Raw genomic sequence first — 19647 nt, forward strand, 5'->3', positions numbered from 1 at the left:
CGATGAGCCAGCCCCGCCCGTTCAATTTCTCCGCCGGCCCTGCCACCCTGCCCGAAGAAGTGCTGCAGCAGGCGGCCGACGAGATGCTGGACTGGCAAGGCTCGGGCATGGGCGTGATGGAGATGAGCCACCGCGGGCGCGAGTTCATTTCGATCTACGAGCAAGCGGTCGGCGACCTGCGCGAACTGCTGCAGGTGCCGGCCAATTTCCGCATCCTCTTCATGCAGGGCGGTGGCCTGGGCGAAAACGCCATCGTGCCGCTGAACCTGAGCCGAGGGGGCAAGGTCGACGCGGTCATCACCGGCTCCTGGTCCACCAAGAGCACGAATGAGGCCAAGCGCTATGCCGACGTGCACGTGGCCGCCAGCAACCTGGCCGACAGGCACCGCAGCCTGCCGCCAGCTTCGAGCTGGCAGTTGCGCGATGGCGCGAGCTATGTGCACGTCTGCAGCAATGAAACGATCGACGGCGTCGAATTCCATGAGCTGCCCGACCTGAAGGCTCTGGGCAGCGCAGCGCCGCTGGTGATCGACTTCTCTTCGCATGTGCTGTCGCGCCCGGTCGACTGGTCGCGCGTCGGTCTCGCATTTGGCGGCGCGCAGAAGAACATCGGCCCGGCCGGCCTGACCATCGTGGTCGTGCGCGAAGACCTCCTGGGTCATGCGCTGCCAAGCTGCCCCTCGGCCTTCGACTACAAGATCGTGGCCGACGCGGATTCGATGTTCAACACGCCGCCCACCTACTCGATCTATATCGCGGGCCTGGTCTTCCAGTGGCTGAAGAAGTTCGAGTACGCCGGCAAGAGCGGCCTGGCCGCCATCGAGCAACGCAACATCGACAAGGCCGCCCTGCTCTATGCAGCGCTGGACTCGTCCCAGTTCTATGAAAACCGCGTCGCGGCGAACTGCCGCTCGCGCATGAATGTTCCGTTCTATCTTCGCGACGAGCGATTGAACGACGCCTTCCTCACCGGAGCGAAGGCGCGCGGATTGCTGCAACTCAAAGGCCACAAGTCGGTGGGAGGCATGCGTGCATCGATCTACAACGCCCTGCCGCTGGAAGGCGTGCAGGCGCTTTGCACCTACCTGAAAGACTTTGAGGCTCAAAATGGCTGAGGGCGCACCCGCCACACCCGACCCGGCGCTGCTGGCGCTGCGGCACAAGATCGACGCGGTCGACCGCGAACTGCTGGACCTCGTCAACAAGCGTGCCGCGCTGGCGCAGGAAGTCGGCGAGTTGAAGAAGAAAGAAGGCTCGGTGGTGTTCCGGCCCGAGCGCGAAGCGCAGGTGATCGACGGGCTCAAGGCCCACAACCCCGGTCCGCTGCGCGGCGAGTCGGTGGCTCCGATCTGGCGCGAAATCATGTCGGCCTGCCGGTCGCTCGAAACGCCCACGCGCGTGGCCTATCTCGGCCCGGCCGGGACCTTCTCGGAGCAGGCGGCGCTCGGTTTCTTCGGCACCTCCATCGTGCAAGTGCCTTGCACCAGCATCGACGAAGTGTTCCGCACCACCACGGCCGGTGCGGCTGACTTTGGCGTCGTGCCGGTCGAGAACTCGACCGAAGGCGTCGTCGCCCGTTCGCTGGACCTGTTCCTGACCACGCCGCTGTTCATCATCGGCGAAACCAGTCTGTTCGTGCGCCACAACCTGCTGCGCCGCGAGAACTCGCTGGAAGACATCCAGGCGGTCTGCGCTCATCCTCAGGCCTTGGCGCAATGTCATGGCTGGTTGTCCACGCACCTGCCGCACGCAGAGCGCCGGCCGGTCTCCAGCAATGCAGAAGGCGCACGCCTGGCAGCGCTGGACAAGCGCCTGGCCGCCGTGGCGAGCGAACGCGCCGGCAGCGAATACGGCCTTCACATCGTGGCGCCCGCCATCCAGGACGACGCGCACAACCGAACCCGTTTCGCCATCGTCACGCACCCGGACCGCCACCCGGCACCTAAGGCCTCGGGCCACGATTGCACTAGCCTCGTCGTCTCGGTGACGAACAAGCCCGGCGCGGTGCACGACATGCTGGTCCCGTTGAAGGCGCATGGCGTCTCGATGTCGCGCTTCGAATCGCGCCCGGCTCGCTCCGGCCAGTGGGAGTACTACTTCTACATCGACCTGCAAGGTCACCCCGAGCAGCCGAACATGGCCCAGGCCTTACGTGAGTTACGTGCCGTCTGTGCCTATTTCAAGCTCTTAGGCACGTATCCTCTGGACGTGCACTGAGTTCAGCGAGGCAGCAAAGCAATGTTCACCCAGCTCGGCGTCATCGGTTGCGGTTTGATGGGCGGCTCCTTCGCACTGGCGCTGAAGAAAGCCGGCCTGGTCAAGCGCGTCGTTGGCTACAGCAAGTCGCCCTCCACCACCGAAACCGCCAAGAAGATGGGCGTGATCGACGTGGCGGCGGAGTCAGCCCTGCTCGCTGTTTCGGGCTCGGACATCGTCCTGATCTCGGTGCCCGTCTCGGCCACCGAGCCGACACTGAAGGCAATCCGCCATCTGGTCACGCCGAACACGCTTTTCATGGATGTGGGCTCGACCAAGTCCGATGTCGTGGAGGCCGCACGCCGCGTGCTGGGCGAAAAGATCAATTGCTTCGTGCCCGCGCATCCGATTGCGGGCAAGGAATCCGGTGGCATCCAGAATGCCGACGCGACCCTTTACCAGGGCCGGCAGGTCATCCTGACGCCGCTGCCGGAGACGCTGCCAGCACTGGTGCAGCGCGCAACGGATGCCTGGTCGGCCATGGGCACTCAGGTGCTCAAGATGACGCCGGAGAACCACGACGCGGCCTTTGCCGCCGTCAGCCATCTGCCGCATCTGCTGGCCTTTGCCTACTATCTTTCGGTCGCCAGGCAACCCGCCGGTCGCGACTTCCTGAGCCTCGCCGGGCCCGGCTTTCGCGACTTCACCCGCATCGCCGCCAGCGAGCCCGCCGTATGGCGCGACATCCTCATGGCCAACAGGGCCGAGGTGCTGAAGCAGTCGCGCGCCTTCCGCAAGGCCCTCGATCGGCTCGAGATGCTCATGGTCAGCGGCAATGCCAGCAGCCTGGAAGAGCAGATCCGCCTGGTCTCGGAAGACCGCAGCCAATGGCAGATGGGTCAGCTGACCGTGCCTCGCTCGCAGCAGAAATAGCCCCCTCTTTCCTGTTTCCCGTTCATGTTCAAGATTCCTTTCCTCGACCTGCCGCCGCTGCGCGCCGCAGCAGGCACGGTGCGCCTGCCGGGCTCCAAGAGCATTTCCAACCGCGTGCTGCTGCTGGCCGGCCTCTCCGAAGGCCAGACCCTGGTGCACGACCTGCTCGATTCCGACGACACCGCCGTGATGCTGGCTTCCTTGAAGCAGCTTGGCTGTGTGCTGGAGCAAGTCGAAGGCGGCCCCCTGAAGGTCACCGGCATCGGCGCGAAGCTGCAGACGAATGCCGCCAAGCTCTTTCTCGGCAATGCCGGCACGGCAATGCGCCCGCTTACGGCGGCGCTGGCCTTGCTGGCGGCAACACAGGGCGGCGAATTTGAACTCTCTGGCGTGGCGCGTATGCACGAGCGTCCCATCGGCGATCTGGTCGATGCCTTGCGCGGCCTGGGTTGCGAAGTGGCCTGCCTGGGCAATGAAGGCTATCCGCCGCTGCGGCTGAGCGGCCCGTCAGAGCTGAAGCTCAGCGAGCCGGTGCGCGTGCGCGGCGATGTGTCGAGCCAGTTCCTCACGGCCTTGCTGCTGGCGTTGCCGTTGGTGGCGGAGCAAGACATCCACATCGACGTGGTTGGCGAGCTGATCTCCAAGCCCTATATTCACATCACGCTGGAGCTGCTCAAGCGCTTCGGCATCGAGGTCAAGCGCGAGGGCTGGCAGCGCTTCACGATTCCGGCCGGCAGCCGCTACCGTTCGCCGGGCGAGATCCACGTCGAGGGTGATGCCTCGTCTGCGTCCTACTTCGTGGCCTTGGGTGCCATCGCTGCAACAGGTCAACCGATCCGCATCGAGGGCGTGGGCAGCGCGTCCTTGCAGGGCGACGTGCGCTTCGTTGAAGCCGCCGAAGCCATGGGTGCCGTGGTGCGTGCCGAGGCCAATGCCGTCGAGGTCAAGCGCGGCGCCTGGCCACTCAGGGCACTGGACCTGGATTGCAACCACATACCGGACGCAGCCATGACGCTTGCCGTGATGGCGCTCTATGCCGACGGCCCGTCCACATTGCGCAATATCGCCAGCTGGCGCGTCAAGGAGACCGACCGCATCGTCGCCATGGCCACCGAGCTGCGCAAGCTCGGCGCGCAGGTCGAGGAAGGCCCCGACTGGCTGCGCGTGCACCCGCTGCGCGACTGGCAGCCGGCAGCCATCCACACCTATGACGACCACCGGGTCGCCATGTGCTTCTCTCTGGCTGCCTTCAATGGCCTGGTGACGGCAAGCCCGGTGCCGGTGCGCATCCTCGAGCCCCAGTGCGTGGCCAAGACCTTTCCGGACTATTTCGAGACCCTGTTCGAAGTCGTCTCGGCCCGGCCGGAAGACATCCCGGTGATCACGATTGACGGCCCCACGGCCTCCGGCAAGGGCACGCTGGCTGACGTGGTGGCCCACGAGCTGGGCTACATCGTGCTGGATTCCGGTGCGCTGTACCGCGCCACTGGCCTGGCGGCCCGCCGCGCCGGCGTCGAACTGGACGAAGCCGAGGCCGTGGCTGCCATCGCCGCAAAATTGGACCTGCACTTCGCCAAGGGCCGGGTCTGGCTGGGCGATGAAGACATCACCGACGCCCTGCGCGAAGAAGCCTCGGGCCTGGCCGCCTCCCAGGTGGCAGCCCACGCACCGGTGCGGGCTGCGCTCAACCAGCTGCAACTCGACTTCCGCTGCCTGCCGGGCCTGGTGGCCGATGGGCGGGACATGGGATCGATGGTCTTTCCGGATGCTCCCCTGAAGGTCTTTCTCACCGCCAGCGCTGCCACGCGGGCCGAGAGAAGGCATAAGCAATTGATTTCCAAGGGAATTCCGGCTAATATCGCGGGCTTGCGTGAAGACCTGGAAGCCAGGGATGCTCGCGACAAAGGTCGCACAGCATCACCGCTCCAGGCCGCCGCAGACGCGCGGAGGCTCGACAACTCGGCCCAGACCATTGAGGAATCAAGGGATCTGGTGCTCAGCTGGTGGGCTGAAGCAAGGCCGTTCAAGGGTTCAGCGTTGAGCCATTGAACGACCCGGCCGCAAGGCCAGACCGGGCCCGCCGCCCTTCCTCTCGAACGTCAGTTCACCGAGGGCGGCGAACTCATCAACCTAACCCCGCAAGCTCGTCTTGCAACGCCGTCCGTCAAACGCCTTGTCAGCCGGCACAGGAAACACAATGTCCCAAACCCAAACCGCCCAAGCCTCCGGCATGGAATCGTTCGCAGCCCTCTTCGAGGAATCGCTGCAAAAGTCTGACATGCGTTCCGGCGAGGTCATCTCGGCCGAAGTCGTCCGTGTCGAGCACAACTTCGTTGTGGTCAACGCCGGCCTGAAGTCCGAAGCGTATGTGCCTATCGAAGAGTTCAAGAACGATCAGGGCGAGCTCGAAGTCAACGTCGGCGACTTCGTGTCGGTGGCCATTGACGCCATCGAAAACGGCTACGGCGACACCATCCTGTCGCGCGACAAGGCCAAGCGTCTGGCCTCGTGGCTGTCGCTGGAAACCGCACTGGAGTCGGGCGACTTCGTGACCGGTACCGTGTCGGGCAAGGTTAAGGGCGGTCTGACCGTCCTCGTGAACGGCATCCGCGCCTTCCTGCCGGGTTCCCTGCTGGACACACGTCCAGTCAAGGACATGAGCCCGTACGAAGGCAAGACCATGGAATTCAAGGTCATCAAGCTGGACCGCAAGCGCAACAACGTCGTGTTGTCGCGCCGCGCTGTGGTCGAAGCTTCGATGGGCGAAGAACGCGCCAAGCTGCTCGAGACGCTGTCCGAAGGCGCCATCGTCAACGGCGTGGTCAAGAACATCACCGAATACGGTGCCTTCGTTGACCTGGGCGGCATCGACGGCCTGCTGCACATCACCGACATGGCCTGGCGCCGTGTCCGCCACCCGTCGGAAGTCGTGACGGTTGGTCAGGAACTGACCGCCAAGGTCCTGAAGTTCGACGCTGAGAAGAATCGCGTCTCGCTGGGCCTGAAGCAGCTGGGCGACGACCCGTGGTTCGGCGTTGCTCGCCGCTACCCGACCAGCACCCGCCTGTTCGGCAAGGTCACGAACATCGCCGACTACGGCGCGTTCGTTGAAATCGAGCCGGGCATCGAAGGTCTGGTGCACGTGTCCGAAATGGACTGGACCAACAAGAACATCGCACCTTCGAAGATCGTCTCCCTGGGCGACGAAGTCGAAGTCATGGTCCTGGAAATCGACGAAGACAAGCGTCGCATCTCCCTGGGCATGAAGCAGTGCAAGGCCAACCCGTGGGAAGAGTTCGCCGAGAACGTCAAGCGCGGCGACAAGGTCAAGGGCCCGGTCAAGTCGATCACCGACTTCGGCGTGTTCGTTGGCCTGGCTCAAGGCATTGACGGCTTGGTGCACCTGTCCGACCTGTCGTGGGAAGAGACTGGCGAAGCTGCAGTGCGCAACTTCAAGAAGGGCCAGGAAGTCGAAGCCATCGTGCTGGCCGTTGACGTCGAGCGCGAGCGCATCTCGCTGGGCATCAAGCAGCTGGACAGCGACCCGTTCACCGCCTACACCACGATCAACGATCGCGGCGCTTCGGTGACCGGCAAGGTCAAGACGGTTGACGCGCGTGGCGCCGAAATCGAACTGGCTGAAGGCGTGATCGGCTACCTGCGTGCTTCGGAAATCTCGCGCGACCGCGTCGAAGATGCCCGCAACGTGCTGAAGGAAGGCGACGAAGTCACCTCCATCGTCATCAACGTGGACCGCAAGACCCGCAACATCCAGTTGTCGATCAAGGCCAAGGACAACGCCGACAACCAGGAAGCCATGCAGCGCCTGTCGGCCACGTCCGAGCGTGAAAACGCCGGCACCACCAGCCTGGGCGCCCTGCTGCGCGCCAAGCTGGACAACAACAACGGCTAAACTGTCGCCCAACCGGCAACCCTCCGGGGTTGCCTGCTGGTGACCGCCGCAGGCTCGCCACTCGATAAGGGTGCGAGCCTGTTTTTTTGCCAACACCACAAGAACATATTCATGACCCGATCCGACCTCGCCGCTCTCCTGGCTGACCGCTTTCCCCAGCTGACGCAGCGCGACACCGAGTTCGCCGTGAAGACCATCCTGGACGCGATGTCCGACGCGCTGGCCCGGGGCCACCGCATCGAGATCCGCGGCTTCGGAAGTTTCCAGGTCAACCGCCGCCCGCCCCGCATGGGCCGCAATCCGCGCAGCGGCGAGCAAGTGCTGATCCCCGAGAAGCTGGTGCCCCACTTCAAGCCGGGCAAGGCCCTGCGCGAAGCGGTGGACGCCCAGCCGCCCAAGACCGAATTGGCCGACGACTGAAGCCCCCGGCCGCGCCTAGAATCGCCGCCTGATGCGACTCATCGTCTGGCTCCTCAGAGCCTTCCTCTTTTTCGCTCTCTTTGCCTTCGCGCTGAACAACCAGCAGGACGTTGCCGTGCGCTGGTTCTTCGGCCACGAATGGCATGCGCCGCTGGTCATCGTGGTGCTGCTGGTGTTCGGCATCGGTTGCGCGCTCGGCGTGCTCGCCATGGTGCCGGCCTGGTGGCGGCATCGCCGCCTGGCGCGCCGTCGGCAAGACCTGCCCCCGGAGACCCAAGCCCCTGGCGACCCATTGAACAACTCCCCTCTGCCCCGCGATGGACTTTGACCTGCGCTGGCTGCTGATCGCCATGCCCATCGCCTTCGCGCTGGGCTGGCTGGGTTCGCGCCTTGATGCGCGCCAGTTGAAGCGCGAACAGCGCGATGCACCCAAGGCCTATTTCAAGGGCCTGAACCTGCTGCTGAACGAACAGCAGGACAAGGCCATCGATGCCTTCATTGAAGCGGTGCAGCTGGACCCCGACACGTCGGAGCTGCATTTCGCGCTCGGCAATCTGTTCCGCCGCCGTGGCGAATACGAGCGCGCGGTGCGCGTGCATCAGCATCTGCTGCAGCGCGGCGACCTGCCCACCCATGAGCGAGACCGCGCCCAACATGCGCTGGCACAAGACTTCCTGAAGGCGGGCCTGTTTGATCGCGCCGAAGAAGCCTTCCGGGCGCTCGCCGGCAGCCGCTTCGAAGCCGAGGCGGAGCTGGCCCTCTTGTCGCTCTACGAGCGTTCACGGGAGTGGCGCAAGGCGGCCGACGTGGCGCGCCATCTGGAGCAGATGGGCACCGGCTCCTTTGCCACGCGCATCGCGCACTTCCTCTGCGAGCTGGCTCTTGAAGCCCAGGCCCGCCATCAGGACGAAGAGGCACAGAAGCTCCTGGCCGAGGCACGCAAGCTCGCGCCGCAAGCGGCCCGCGCCCATGTGCTAGCCGGCCAGATGCTGGCCCGCCGCGAACAGCCCGAGCAGGCCATGGCCGCGTATGCGGAGCTGCTGGCCTCGAACGCCGAGGCCTTCAATCTGGTGGCCAAGGATTACGCCGAAGCGGCCCGCGCCAGCGCCCAGCCCGAACTGGCGGCCCGCGCGCTCGACACCTTGAGCGCGCGCTACCAGCGCGCGCCAAGCCTGCAGTTGCTGCAAGCCATCGCCCTGCTCGACAGCGACCCGGCCCGCCAGCGTGAGCGCCTCTTGCGCCATCTGCGCGACCAGCCCATGCTCTCGGCCGCCAGGCTGCTGCTGGAGCACGGCCCGCTGCAAGGCGATGCCGAACAGGCACTGGTCGGCAGCGCGCTGGAGCGCGCCAGCCGGCCCTTGCAGCGCTACCGCTGCGCCGCTTGCGGCTTCGAAGCGCAGCACTATTTCTGGCAGTGCCCGGGTTGCCTGACCTGGGATTCCTACCCGCCTCGCCATGTCGAGGAACTTTGATGACGACTCCAATCACTCAGCAAGAAGCGCCAGCCGTCGTGGCCCCCGAGCGCGTCATCCTGTGCATGAAATGGGGCACGAAGTACGGCCCCGAGTACGTGAACCGGCTCTATGCCATGGTGCGCCGCCACCTGCGCGGCGAGTTCCGTTTCGTCTGCCTGACCGACCGCACCGAAGGCATCCGCCCGGAAGTCGAATGCTTCCCCATTCCGAGCCTGGAGCTGCCCGCCGGCAGTCCGGAGCGCGGCTGGACCAAGCTGACCACCTTCAGCACCGAGCTGGTCGAGGGCTATGGTCTCAAGGGCACGGCTCTGTTCCTGGACCTTGACGTGGTGATCGTCGGCGACATCACGCAGTTCTTCTACGTGCCGGGCGAATTCCTGATCATTCACGACTGGAAGCGCCCCTGGCGCATCACCGGCAACTCCTCGGTCTACCGCTTCGAGCTGGGCCGCCATCCGGAGGTGCTGGTCAAGTTTCGTGCCGAGTTCGACGCCATCCGCCAGAAGTTCCGCAACGAGCAGGCCTACCTGTCCGACGAGATGCAGGCCAAGGGCATGCTGCGGTACTGGGACGACGCCTGGTGCGCCAGCTACAAGTACCACTGCATACCGCGCTGGCCGACCAACTACTGGCGTGCGCCCTTCATTCCCAAGGACGCCCGAATCCTGATCTTCCACGGCGTGATGAACCCGCCCGACGCCCTGGCTGGCCGCAGCAACGGCAACTGGCGCCATGCCAAGCCCGCGCCCTGGATTGCTGATCACTGGCACGAGTGATGGCTTCGAGTCGCCGCACTGAATGATCCCGGTCCTGTTCATCAATCTGGATCGCGACGCCGAGCGCCGCGCCCGGCTGGAGGCCGAGTTGCAGCAGCATGGCGTGGCAGGCGAGCGATTTCCAGCCACCTTGTGGACGGCGCTTTCGGCAGCCGAACAGGCTCGCTACTACTCCCCCGAGCTCAACGCCCGCCTGTTCCACAAGCCCCTGGTCAATGGTGAGAAGGGTTGCTACGCCAGCCATCTGCGCGCCTGGCAATGGCTGCTTGATTCGCCCCATGCCGCCCTGGTGGTGCTGGAGGACGACGTCAAGCTCAAGCCCGGATTCGCCGCCGTGGTTGACGCCATCACCGCCTTGCCGGCGGGCTGGGACATGATCAAGCTGCTCGGCCGACCCGCCACCGGCAAGCAGGAAAAGCTGCGCGGCCAGGCGCCACTGATCGCTGGCACCGAACTGGTCGACTACGCCCGCATTCCCAGTCTCACCGCCGGCTACGTCATCAGCCGCTCCGGTGCCAGCAAGCTCCTGAACACCCGCCTGCCCTTCGGCCGCCCCATCGACGTGGACCTGCGGCATTTCTGGGAGAACGGCTTGAAGGTTCAGGGCGTGGAGCCATCGGCCATCGAGCTGGACGAAACCAGCTTCGAGAGCAGCATCGGCGACAAGCCCAAGGGCGGTCTCGCTGCACGCTGGACCAAGTTCCGCCACAAGATGGCGTACACGATCCTCAATCATTGGTATACAAGATGAGCTGGGTCCGCACGCGCAGCCTGGTGCTGGTGTCCTGGGACGGCCAGAGCGAGCCCTGGCAGATGATTCATCTGGATGCAGCGCCCGATTTCGACTGGGTCCTGTTCGACTTCTCCGGCCGCCAGGCCCCAGGTCCGCGCACGCTGCGCGGCCAGCAATGCCTGGTGCTGTCAGGCGCCACCGAATGCAAGGGCGAGATCTACCAGGCGCTCGCCGACCACCTGGCCGCCAACAGCGAAGTGCCGGACTATGTGTCGCTGATCGACGATGACATCCTGATTTCGGTCAGCGACATCAACCGCGTCCTGCATCTGGCTGCATGCGAAGGCCTGGACATCTGCTCACCGGTGCTCAGCCATGACAGCGTCTACACCCATCGCTGGACGCTGCGCCAGCCGAGCAGGATGTTCCGTGAGGTGGACTGGATCGAGGTGATGATGCCCTTCTACCGCGGCAGCCTCTTCATGGCCGGCCGCGAGCAGTACCGGGGCAATGTTTCTTCCTGGGGCATAGACAAGTACCTGATGCCCACGCTGCAGCAGCTCACCGGCCTCAAGCGCTGCGCGCTCATCGACGCGGTGATGGCCAGCCATCGGCGCCCGGTCACGAGCGGCCAGAAGGTCTACCGCAACGGTCGCACCGCAGCGCAGGAAGCGGCGGCCATGAAAGCCAGTTGCATCTCCCTGATCCAGTCACGCCAGCCCGAGCTCTTGCAGACTGAGTGGTTCCAACGCATCTTCGAGCAGCGTCATGCGCGCACGCGCTGGCAACAGCTCAAGTACGGCCTGGGTCGGCCGCTGCGGCGCTGGCTCGAAACCTCGACCTGAACACTCCGGGACAGCCGCCGGCACAAAAAGGCGCGATGGCATCGGGCATCATGCAAGCGGCCCCCGCGGCCGCAACACAAGGCTAGAGCGACAGCAGCAGTTGCTCGTAGCGCCGCATCATCAGCTTGCGGTCGTGATGGCGCATGGCATGCAGGCGGGCCTCAGATGCCAATCCGGCCGCATAGCCCGGCTCGAGCAGCAGGCGCTCCAGCACATCGGCCAGCGCCTGCGGGTCTCTCTCCGGCACCAGCAGGCCGCTCTTGCCATCCACGAAAACACCCTCCACACCAGGCACGTCGGACGCCACGCAGGCGCAACCGGCGGCCATGCCTTCGACCAGCGCCAGGGGCATGCCTTCCCAGTGGGTGGACAACACGAAGATCTGCTGGCTCATCAGGAGCTCCGGCAGGTCAGCGTGGTGGCCCATGAACCAGACCTGGGAACCCAGGCCCAGGTCGCGCACCAGGGCCTCGGCACGGGTGCGCAGACTGGCCTTGCCCGCGCCGGCGAGGTGCAGCTTGGGCACCAGCCCACGCTTCTTCTTCAACAGGGCCAGGGCATGGATCAGGGTGATCTGGTCTTTCTGGCGCGCAAAGCGGGCCGACATCACAATGCCCGGCGAGCGGCTTTCATAGGGCCGCGCTTCGGCACCGGCAAAGCGGTTGAGGTCGATGCCATTGGGAATGGCCAGCGTGCGTTCGGCCGGCATGCCCAGCTCGACGAGGGTCTCCCGCACCCCTTCGGACACGCCCACCAGCCGTGCCGTGCGCCGTGCCAGCCAGCGGGCCTGCCAGAGCTTGAAGGCGCTGTAGCGCTCGCGCGAGTTGTGCTCCACGTGCACCATGGCAGGCACCCATGCCGCGCGAGCCGCCCAGCGGCCGATCAGGTGCTCCGGAAAGCCATGAGCCATCACCACATCGGGCCGCCAGCGACGACACAGCCGCGCCAATGCCCAGATCGAGAGCCAGTGAAACCAGCCGGGCACAACCTCCACATGGAGCCCCTGGTCGCGCAGTGCCTGCACACGCGCGTCATCGGTGGTGCGCTTGCGACGCAGCACGAGCAGGGCTTCAAAATCCCGGCTCTCCTGGGCAGCAGCCACCAGGTCTATGGCCACCTGGGTGGCACCGGAGAAGCCGCCGGTGACGAAATGCAGCACCTTGCGGCGCGGATGGGCTGAGGATGGAAACTTCATGGGGGATAGACACCCTGCACTGCGACCGGGCCGCCCGCAGTATCTCAATGAATTGCCGGCGGCCAAGCCCACAAGCACCCCTGGACGGGGGGCGCGGCCCGGTCTGTCGGACTGCAGCGACAATTCGGCCCCATGACTGTTGAAGCCGCCACCGCGCCCGACCTGAAGTCCACCGCCCGCCGGGTGCTTCGCTACGTGCTGCCGCATCGCCTGGGGCTGTTCTGGACGGTGCTGGCCTACATAGGCGCAGCCTGCACCGAACCGCTGATCCCCGAGCTCTTGCGCACTGTTTTCGGCAAGGGTTTCCAGGCTTCGTCGTTCTCGGTCTGGTGGGTGCCTGTCGTGCTGATCGGCCTGTTCGCGCTGCGTGGCCTGTTCGGCTTCCTTGGTCAGTACATGCTCAACCAGACGCTGACGCGCTCCGTCATGGACATGCGCCGCTCGCTGCTGGACGCATTGCTGCGCGCCGATGCCAGCGCCTATACGAGCCTGCAGCCCGGTGCGGCCGTGACCAAGGTGGTGAACGACCCGAATCAAGTCCTGACCCTCTTGAGCGGCACCGTGGTCTCGGTGCTGCGCGACGGCCTGCCCGCCATCGCCATGCTGGGCTACCTGCTCTACCTGAACTGGCAGCTGACCCTGCTCTCGATGATCACCACGCCGGCCATGGCGTTCGTCGTCAAGAGGGTGAACCGGCGCGTGCAGCAGATCGGTGCGCGCAACTATGACGCGCAGCTGGAGCTGGTGAACAAGGTGGACGACATCACGCGCGCCTGGCGCGTGGTGCGCAGCTTCGATGCCGGCGACTATGAGCGCGGCCGTTTCGCCGACATCGCCCGCAAGGTGCAGCGCAGCGCGCTCAAGGTCTCGGCCACCAATGCGCTGACGCAGCCGCTGTCGCAGTTGATGGCCAGCGTGGGCTTGTCCCTCATCGTCAGCCTGGCGCTCTTGCAGGCGCGCCAGACCAACACCGGCGTCGAGGAGTTCGCCGCCTTCGTCACCGCCCTGCTCCTGATGACCTCGCGGCTGCGCCACCTGAGCGACCTGGCCCAGCCCATCACCAATGCCCTGGTGATTGCCCGCGGCTGCTTCAGCCTGCTGGACACGCCGGCCGAGCCCGACCGCGGCACGCAAGACCTGGCCCTTGCACGCGGCGAGCTGTCGCTGCGCGAAGTGAAGCTGCAATACCCCGGCGCCGAGCGCCCGGCGCTGGATGGCCTCAGCATGCTGATCAAGCCCGGCCAGACCACCGCCCTGGTCGGCGCCTCGGGCGCCGGCAAGAGCTCGGTGATCCACCTGCTGCTGGGCTTCGCGCAGCCGGACAGCGGCCAGATCCTGCTGGACGGCCACGACATCCAGGACCTCAGGCGCGCCGCCCTGCGCCGCCAGTTCGCCGTGGTCTCGCAGGACATCGTGCTCTTCGATGCCTCGGTGGCCGACAACGTGGCCTACGCACAGCCACGCGATGCAGCACGCCTGGAGCAAGCCTTGCGCGCCGCCCACTTGTGGGACTTTGTCCAAACGCTGCCGCAAGGCATCGAGACGCCGGTCGGCGCCAACGGCAGCAAGCTCAGCGGTGGCCAGCGCCAGCGCCTGGCCATTGCCCGTGCGCTGTACAAGGAGGCGCCAATCTGGGTGTTTGACGAAGCCACTTCGGCGCTGGACACCGAAAGCGAGCGCGCGGTGCAGCAGGCTTTGGAGCAATGGCAAGGCAAGAAGACGCTGATCCTGATCGCGCACCGCCTGTCCACCGTGCGCGCCGCAGATTGCATCCACGTGATGAGCAACGGCCGCTTGCTGGAATCGGGCTCGCATGCCGAGTTGCTGGCCACTGACGGCGCCTATGCCGCCATGGTGCGGGCCCAGCACGACTAGGGCCGAATGATGCGGCGGCGCCTGCTCTGGTCGGTCGTGATGGCCATGCTGTCACCGGCCACGCTTGCAAAGGACAGGCTGCTGGAGCTCAACCAGGCCACGCAGGCGCAACTGGAATCGCTGTCCGGCGTCGGGCCGGAACTGGCCGAGCGCCTCTTGAAGGTGCGCTCTGTCAAAGCATTCGAGAGCTGGGCCGACCTGCGCCGCCGGGTCAGCGGCATCGGTGCCAAGCAGGCAAAAAAGCTCTCAGACCAGGGCTTGCGGATCCAGGGTCAGGCCTTGCCTGGATGAGGCTTCAGCGCGCTCGCTCGACCTCGGCCACCCTCGCCTGCGCGAAGCCGGCGCTGCGCCTTTGCTGGCGCGGGTCGAACGGTGGCGGCTCGCCGGTCCAGCCGAAGAAGGCCTGCACCTCGCTGCGGCGCGCCAGCGTGTCGGTGAAACCGAGCGTGATCAGCTCCTCGGTGAAATCGGGCTCGAACAGCAGATAGCTGGTCAGCGCCGAGCCGTGCGCCGCCTTGCCTTCACCCGACACACCCACACTGCGCAGCAAGCCGCGCATGGTGGCCGGCAAGGCCGCCTGATGCTTGGCGGCCAGGTCGTCGATGCGGCGGCTCGGCGCAATCACCATCACCTCGACCGGCCGCAAGGCCGTGGAGCGGCGCGCCTCCGGCGGCAGAAGCGACAGCGTGTTGTTGATGCGTTGCATGCGTTCGATATCGACCGCCAGCGCATCCAGAAAGATGTTGGACAAGGCATGGCCGGCGATCTGAGCCATGCTCGGATGGGCCTCGACAGCTTGCACGCGCCGGCCAGGCGGCTCATGCATGCGGCCGGCACCGATCACCAGGATGCGCTCGGCACCAAGGTGGATGGCCGGCGAAATCGGCGCACTCTGGCGCATCGAACCATCGCCAAACCACTCGGGCTGGCCTTCCAGGTCGAGCTGCTCCGCCGGGAAGATGAAGGGAATGGCCGAGGACGCCATCAGGTGCTCGATCGTCAGCCGGGCCCGCACGGCCAGGCGCTGCGAGCGCAGCCAGGGCTGGATCTCCTTGGCCGTCTGATAGAAGGTCACATGCTGGCCTGAGCTGTAGCTGGAGCCGCTGATGGCCAGCGCATCCATGTGGCCGGTTTCCAGCATCTCGTCCAGCCGCTCCAGACGCACCCAGCGGCGCAGCAGCTCGCCGAGCGGCTCGTTGTCCAGCAGGCTCTTGGGCCGGCTGCGCTTCCAGCGCGCCAGCGCCCAGCCCAGGCTCATCATCGTCATCCAGCGCGCGCCGGTGCGTATCACGCCGAAGGAGTCGGCCCGGTAGACCTGGTCGACATGGATGTTCTGCCAGATGTAGACGAGGCCGTCGACCGCCGCGTCGAAGTCGTCTGCCTGGCAGGCCAGCGTGGCCGCGTTGATCGCGCCCGCCGAGGTGCCGGTGATGATGGGAAAGGGGTTGCCTCCGATCACGCCTGCATCGCGCCGCAACTGCGCCAGTGCCTGCAGCACGCCCACCTGGTAGGCCGCACGCGCGCCGCCGCCGGTCAGCACGAGGCCAGTGCTGGTTCGATCGGCGCTGTTCAGGTCGGACATGAGGCGGGCGGCAGCATTCTCTTGCTGGCCATCATCGCCCAGAAAATGCGCGCAAGGGAGCGGGACTCACCCCCTTGCATCGGCGCCGCAACGCTCACTCGTAGACGATCTGCGCGTCGCCGAGCTTTTCCAGAGCCTCATCACAAGGCCAGAACCTGGCCGCATCGCCCAGGTCCAGCTCGGCCACCGCGCCAGGGCGGCGGATCGACAGGCGCAGCGGCAGGCCTTGCAGCAAGCGGCCCTGCTCGGTTTCGGTGGCGCGCGCCGGCCAGGTCTTCAAGACCTCGTCCAGTGCCGGCACGGTGGCATCCGGCGGCACGCGCAGGAACTTGCCGAAGCGCGCGCGAGCGCCGGCCAGGTCCCAGATCGCGGTGACATTCATGCGCAGCCCGCCCGAGAAGCGGTCGTTCTGCACCTTGCCCTGCACGATCAGGAGCTCGTCGTCCGCCAGCAGTTCCTTGTGGGCATTGAGCAGCTCTTCGTTGGCCACCGCCTCGATGGCATCACTCTTGTCGTCGAGCTTGAAGATGCCGACGCGACCGCGATTGCCGTTGATGATGCGCAGGTCAGCCACGATGCCGGCCACCAGCACCGGCTCGCGGCTGTCCTGCAGGTCGGCCACCTGGCGCCTCACCATGCGGCGCACTTCGGCGCCACTCTGGTCGAACAGATGGCCGCTCAGGTAGAAGCCGATGGCGGTCTTCTCCAGGCTCAGGCGCTCCTTGATGCTCCAGGGCGCGGCCTCGACCAGCGGCGGCTCGGCCACCGAGGACCCATGGGTGTCATCGAAGTCGAACAGGCCGCCCTGGTCGGCATTGGCCGTCAGGTTGTCGGCATAGGTGTAGCCCAGGGCCACACTGGCCAGGAGGCGTGAGCGCTCCGGCTCGATGGAATCAAAGGCTCCGGCCTTGATCAGGGCCTCGACCACGCGCTTGTTGACCGCCTTGCGGTCGACCCGGGCGCAGAAGTCGAAGAAGGTCTTGAAAGGGCCACCCTCGGTGCGGGCCGCGACGATGGCGTGGATGGCACCGACGCCGGTGCCCTTGATGGCGCCCAGGCTGTAGTTGATCCGCTTCGGGCCCAGCGGCTCGAAGCGGTGCACGCCCAGATTGACATTGGGCGGTTCGAACTCGATGCCAAACAGCTTGGCATCGTTCAGCAGCACCTTGAGCTTGTCGGTGTCGTCCGACTCGATAGTCATGTTGGCCGCGTAGAACTCGGCCGCATAGTGCGTCTTCAGCCAGGCCGTGTGATACGAGAGCAGCGCATAGGCAGCCGCGTGCGACTTGTTGAAGCCATAGCCCGCGAACTTCTCCATCAGGTCGAAGACTTCGTCGGCCTTGGCCTGGTCAAGCCCCTTCTCGGCCGCGCCCTTGCGGAACAGCTCGCGGTGGGCCGCCATCTCCTCGGCCTTCTTCTTGCCCATGGCGCGGCGCAGCATGTCGGCGCCGCCGAGGCTGTAGCCGCCCAGCACCTGGGCCGCCTGCATCACCTGCTCCTGGTAGACAAAGACGCCGTAGGTCTCCTCGAGCACCTGGCCCAGCAGCGGATGCGGGTACTCGATCACTTCCTTGCCGTGCTTGCGCGCCACGAAGGACGGAATCAGGTCCATCGGCCCTGGCCGGTACAGCGACACCAGCGCGATCAGGTCCTCGAAGCGCGAGGGCTTGGCGTCCTTGAGCAGGCGCTGCATGCCAGGCGATTCAAACTGGAACACGCTCTCCGAGTAGCCCTTGCCAAACAGGTCGAACACCTTCTTGTCGGCCAGCGGCACCTTGGCCCAGTCGAAGTCCTTCTGCTCCGGATAGCGCGCCTGAATGAAGTTCTTGGCCAGCTCCAGGATGGTCAAGGTGGCCAGGCCCAGAAAGTCGAACTTCACCAGGCCGATGGCCTCGACGTCGTCCTTGTCATACTGGCTCACGGCGGACGTGGAACCCGGCTGCTGGTACTGCGGACAGAAGTCGGTGATCTTGCCTGGCGCGATCAGCACACCACCGGCATGCATGCCGATGGAGCGCACCGTGCCCTCCACGCGTGCCGCCAGCTCGAGCAGGCCGGCCACCTCTTCGTCGGTCCTTTCGCGCTCTTCGATCTCGGGCGACTCGTGCCGTGCATAAACCATCTTGGCCTTGGCCGGGTCGAAGTCGGGCGGCAGCTTGGCCAGGGTCACGGTCTTGCCGGGCGGCGCCGGGACCAGCTTGGCGATGGAGTCCACATGGCCAAAGCCCATGCCCAGCACGCGGCCGATGTCGCGCAACGCGCCCTTGGCCGCCATGGTGCCGAAGGTGGCGATCTGGCTGACGGCAGAGCGGCCGTACTTGTCCTTCACATAGTCGATGACGCGGTCGCGATTGCCCTGGCAGAAGTCGATGTCGAAGTCGGGCATGGACACCCGCTCCGGATTCAGGAAGCGCTCGAACAGCAACTTGTACTGCAGCGGGTCCAGGTCGGTGATCAGCAGCACATAGGCCACCAGCGAGCCGGCGCCCGAGCCCCGGCCGGGGCCGACCGGGCAGCCATTTTCCTTGGCCCACTTGATGAAGTCGCCCACGATCAGGAAGTAGCCGGGGAAGCCCATCTTGATGATGGTGGCCAGCTCGAACTCCAGCCGCTCCACATAGCGTGGCCGCTCGGCCTCGCGCTTGGCCTCATCGGGGTACAGCTGCTTCAGGCGGAAGTCCAGGCCTTCGAAGGAGAGCTGGCGGAAATACGCGTCCATCGGCATGCGCGAACCGTCGGCCAGGATGGGCGTCGGGAAGTCGGGCAACTGCGGCTTGCCCAGCACCAGCGAGAGGCTGCAGCGGCGCGCAATCTCCACCGTGTTGGCCAGGGCCGAAGGAATGTCGGCAAACAGCTTCTCCATGTCCGACTGCGGACGGAAGAACTGGCCATTGTTGAATCGCTTGATGCGCTTGGGGTTGGCCAGGGTTTCGCCCTCGGCCACGCAGACGCGTGCTTCATGCGCACCGAAGTCGTCTTCTTCGAGGAACTGCACCGGATGCGTGGCCACCACCGGCAAGCCCAGCTCGGCGGCCAGCGGCACCGAGGCCGCGACCAGGCCCTCCTGGCCCGGCAGCCCGGCGCGCTGCAACTCGATATAGAAGCGATTCGGGAAGATGCCTGCCAGGCGTTTGGCGGTCTCTCGGGCCTTGGCCTTGTCGCCATTGATCAGCGCGACGCCGACCGCGCCATGCTGGGCGCCGGAGAGGCAGATCAGGCCCTCGCCCAGCTCCTCCAGCCATTCCAGCTTCAGGCAGGCCTGGTTGCGGATCACGTTCTGAATCCAGGCGCGCGACAGCAGCTCGCTGATGTTCAGATAGCCCTTGCTGTTCTGCACGAGGAGGAGCAGCCGCGTGGGCGACTTGTCTGTGCCTTCGGGCTCCAGCCAGCAATCGGCGCCGAGGATGGGCTTGACGCCCTTCTTGCGGCAGGCGTTGTAGAACTTGATGCCACCAAAGAGGTTGGCCAGGTCAGTGATCGCCAGCGCCACCTGGCCGTCCTTGGCCGCCGCCGCAGCGGCATCGTCGACTCTCAGGGTGCCGTCGACGACGGAAAACTCGGTATGGGTACGCAGGTGAACAAAAGCCATGCGCGATTGTATTGAGCCAGCGCATGGCCATCTTCCGACCCCGGGCTCTCCCGGTCCGCATCAACCCGAATTGGCATCTGCAGGACGCATGGCGCACGCTATGCTGCCCGCCACA

Annotated in this window: 16 protein-coding genes; 13 read left to right on the forward strand and 3 right to left on the reverse strand. The window is 65.7% G+C overall.

Features of this window, described 5'->3' with window-relative positions:
* Positions 1 to 2: 2 nt before the first annotated feature.
* The 11 genes from serC (at position 3) to V3596_RS00345 (ending at position 11291) form a co-directional block, all read left to right on the forward strand.
* Positions 3 to 1115, forward strand: a complete 1113-nt coding sequence (gene serC, locus V3596_RS00295) for a 3-phosphoserine/phosphohydroxythreonine transaminase (RefSeq protein ID WP_334275582.1) — start codon at positions 3 to 5, stop codon at positions 1113 to 1115.
* Positions 1108 to 2217 (forward strand): prephenate dehydratase, encoded by a 1110-nt coding sequence (gene pheA, locus V3596_RS00300; RefSeq protein WP_334275583.1) that lies wholly within the window; start codon positions 1108 to 1110, stop codon positions 2215 to 2217. Before serC ends, pheA begins: the two co-directional genes overlap by 8 nt.
* 21 nt (positions 2218 to 2238) lie before the next feature.
* Positions 2239 to 3129: a prephenate dehydrogenase gene (locus tag V3596_RS00305; RefSeq protein WP_334275584.1), complete on the forward strand. Its 891-nt coding sequence runs from the start codon at positions 2239 to 2241 to the stop codon at positions 3127 to 3129.
* A 24-nt stretch (positions 3130 to 3153) separates the two neighbouring features.
* On the forward strand, positions 3154 to 5178 hold the full coding sequence (locus V3596_RS00310) for a bifunctional 3-phosphoshikimate 1-carboxyvinyltransferase/cytidylate kinase (RefSeq protein ID WP_334275585.1): 2025 nt from the start codon (positions 3154 to 3156) through the stop codon (positions 5176 to 5178).
* Positions 5179 to 5326: 148 nt separating this feature from the next.
* Positions 5327 to 7042, forward strand: coding sequence for a 30S ribosomal protein S1 (gene rpsA, locus V3596_RS00315; RefSeq protein WP_334275586.1), 1716 nt, complete (start codon positions 5327 to 5329; stop codon positions 7040 to 7042).
* Positions 7043 to 7153: 111 nt separating this feature from the next.
* A complete protein-coding gene (locus V3596_RS00320; protein ID WP_334275587.1) occupies positions 7154 to 7462 on the forward strand; it encodes an integration host factor subunit beta in 309 nt (102 codons plus the stop codon).
* 31 nt (positions 7463 to 7493) lie between these two features.
* Positions 7494 to 7790, forward strand: coding sequence for a LapA family protein (locus V3596_RS00325; protein WP_334275588.1), 297 nt, complete (start codon positions 7494 to 7496; stop codon positions 7788 to 7790).
* The gene (gene lapB, locus V3596_RS00330) at positions 7780 to 8934 is read left to right on the forward strand and encodes a lipopolysaccharide assembly protein LapB (protein ID WP_334275589.1); all 1155 of its coding nucleotides are present in this window, start codon (positions 7780 to 7782) and stop codon (positions 8932 to 8934) included. Before V3596_RS00325 ends, lapB begins: the two co-directional genes overlap by 11 nt.
* Positions 8934 to 9713 carry a glycosyltransferase gene (locus V3596_RS00335; RefSeq protein WP_334275590.1) on the forward strand — a complete coding sequence of 260 codons (780 nt, stop codon included), beginning with the start codon at positions 8934 to 8936 and terminating at the stop codon, positions 9711 to 9713. The genes lapB and V3596_RS00335 overlap by 1 nt, the downstream gene beginning before the upstream one ends.
* A 22-nt stretch (positions 9714 to 9735) precedes the next feature.
* Positions 9736 to 10464 carry a glycosyltransferase family 25 protein gene (locus tag V3596_RS00340; protein ID WP_334275591.1) on the forward strand — a complete coding sequence of 243 codons (729 nt, stop codon included), beginning with the start codon at positions 9736 to 9738 and terminating at the stop codon, positions 10462 to 10464.
* A complete protein-coding gene (locus V3596_RS00345) occupies positions 10461 to 11291 on the forward strand; it encodes a hypothetical protein (protein WP_334275592.1) in 831 nt (276 codons plus the stop codon). Before V3596_RS00340 ends, V3596_RS00345 begins: the two co-directional genes overlap by 4 nt.
* An 82-nt stretch (positions 11292 to 11373) precedes the next feature.
* On the opposite strand, the gene V3596_RS00350 is transcribed toward V3596_RS00345, so the two are convergent.
* On the reverse strand, positions 11374 to 12486 hold the full coding sequence (locus tag V3596_RS00350) for a glycosyltransferase (RefSeq protein WP_334275593.1): 1113 nt from the start codon (positions 12484 to 12486) through the stop codon (positions 11374 to 11376).
* A gap of 132 nt (positions 12487 to 12618) precedes the next feature.
* On the opposite strand from V3596_RS00350, the gene V3596_RS00355 reads away from it, so the two are divergent.
* Entirely contained in the window at positions 12619 to 14361 is a 1743-nt protein-coding gene (locus V3596_RS00355) for an ABC transporter transmembrane domain-containing protein (protein WP_334275594.1), read from the forward strand.
* Positions 14362 to 14370: 9 nt separating this feature from the next.
* Complete coding sequence (locus tag V3596_RS00360; RefSeq protein WP_334275595.1) at positions 14371 to 14652, forward strand: ComEA family DNA-binding protein; 282 nt, start codon at positions 14371 to 14373, stop codon at positions 14650 to 14652.
* A 4-nt stretch (positions 14653 to 14656) separates the two neighbouring features.
* Here V3596_RS00360 and V3596_RS00365 read toward each other — a convergent pair whose 3' ends face one another.
* Together V3596_RS00365 and dnaE are read right to left on the reverse strand one after the other, a co-directional pair.
* Positions 14657 to 15943, reverse strand: a complete 1287-nt coding sequence (locus V3596_RS00365) for a patatin-like phospholipase family protein (RefSeq protein WP_334275596.1) — start codon at positions 15941 to 15943, stop codon at positions 14657 to 14659.
* Between the two features lie 94 nt (positions 15944 to 16037).
* Entirely contained in the window at positions 16038 to 19532 is a 3495-nt protein-coding gene (gene dnaE / locus V3596_RS00370; RefSeq protein ID WP_334275597.1) for a DNA polymerase III subunit alpha, read from the reverse strand.
* Between the last annotated feature and the right edge of the window lie 115 nt (positions 19533 to 19647).

This window comes from Roseateles microcysteis, from assembly GCF_036880965.1.
GTDB lineage: Bacteria > Pseudomonadota > Gammaproteobacteria > Burkholderiales > Burkholderiaceae_C > JAUASW01.